Below are 1,393 nucleotides of genomic sequence, written 5' to 3'. Positions count from 1 at the left end.
CCGCCTGCGTTGCCGCCTGGCGCGCCGTCCGGCGTGCCGCTGTCGGCCATCCAGCCAGGTCCGGCGTCGTCCGCTGCGCCGCAGCCGGCGCAGGAAACGCCGCCGCCGCAGCCTCAACCTCAGCCTCAACCGCAGCAGCAATGAAACCACGGCTTGCGCGCGGATTCACGCTGATCGAGTTGCTCGTCACGCTGGCCATCCTTGGCCTGTTGAGCGCGCTCGTGATTCCCGTTGCGCAAGTAACGATACAGCGCCGGAATGAGCAGGAATTGCGGGAGGCGTTGCGCGATATCCGCCACGCCATCGACGCGTACAAGCAGGCGTATGACGAAGGCCGCATTCCGAAGGGGATGCTGGGCAGTTCAGGCTATCCGAAAAACCTGGAAGTGCTGGTGGAAGGCGTGGCGGACCAGCGCAACCCGAAGCGCGCGAAAATCTATTTCCTGCGCCGCATTCCCCGCGACCCGTTCAATGCGGATTCGAACGTGTCGCCGACACAATCGTGGGGCAAGCGCAGCTATGCCAGCGAAGCCGATGAGCCGCGTGAAGGGGAAGATGTCTATGATGTATTTACACTGTCCGACCGCACGGGCTTGAATGGCGTACCGTACCGCAAATGGTAAAGATAAAAAACAAGGGCTTCACGCTGATTGAATTGCTGGTGGTGCTGGGCATTATTGCCTTGCTGCTGACTTTGGCCGTGCCGCGCTATTTCCCTAGTGTGGACAGCGCCAAGGAAACCATTTTGTCCGACAACTTGCGCCAGACGCGCGCGGTCATCGGCCAGTACTACGGCGATACGGGCCGTTATCCCGATTCGCTGGAACAGCTGGTGGAAAAAAAATACCTGCGCGCGCTGCCGGTCGATCCCATCACGGAAAGCACGACCAGCTGGCTGTTGGTGCCGCCGGAAGAGGGCGTGCAAGGGGGCGTGGCCGACATCCATAGTGGCGCCCCGGGCAACGACCGCCATGGCAAGCCGTATGCGGAATGGTAAGCAACACGGGTTCACCTACCTGAGCCTGATTATCCTGGTCGCCATCATTGGCCTGGCCAGTGCTGCCACGATCAAGCTGGGTTCCATCATGCAGCGCAGCGCCGCCGAGCGGGAATTGCTGGCCATCGGCGCTGAATACGCGGATGCGCTGGAAAGCTATGCGAAAGCGACGCCGCCCGGCCAGTCGCCGCTGCCGCCATCGTTCAAGGAATTATTGCGCGATAACCGCTTTCCCAATGTGCGGCGGCATTTGCGGCGCGTGTACGTGGATCCGCTGACGGGCAACGCGGAGTGGGGTATCGTCTATGCTAACCAGGTGCCGGGCGCTTTGCCGGTACCGCTTGCCGCCGGCGCGATGCCGGGCGCCGCTGCGGGGGCGCCTCCCGGCACCGGTGC

At 62.8% G+C, this 1,393-nt stretch carries 3 protein-coding genes; all 3 read left to right on the top strand.

Going from position 1 to position 1,393, the window contains the following annotated elements; all coding sequences use genetic code 11:
• Positions 1-140 precede the first annotated feature (140 nt).
• On the top strand, positions 141-623 hold the full coding sequence (locus GM668_RS30245) for a type II secretion system protein (protein WP_155442686.1): 483 nt from the start codon (positions 141-143) through the stop codon (positions 621-623).
• Positions 617-997 carry a type II secretion system protein gene (locus tag GM668_RS30240; RefSeq protein ID WP_155442685.1) on the top strand — a complete coding sequence of 127 codons (381 nt, stop codon included), beginning with the start codon at positions 617-619 and terminating at the stop codon, positions 995-997. The genes GM668_RS30245 and GM668_RS30240 overlap by 7 nt, the downstream gene beginning before the upstream one ends.
• A partial coding sequence (locus tag GM668_RS30235) for a type II secretion system protein (protein ID WP_211923482.1) occupies positions 984-1,393 on the top strand: 410 nt, incomplete at its 3' end. The genes GM668_RS30240 and GM668_RS30235, both read left to right, overlap by 14 nt.

It is taken from the genome of Pseudoduganella ginsengisoli (assembly GCF_009720865.1).
Lineage (GTDB): Bacteria > Pseudomonadota > Gammaproteobacteria > Burkholderiales > Burkholderiaceae_D > Rugamonas > Rugamonas ginsengisoli.
The sequence above is the reverse complement of the archived record's forward strand: the minus strand, read 5'-3'. Positions and strand labels throughout refer to the sequence as shown.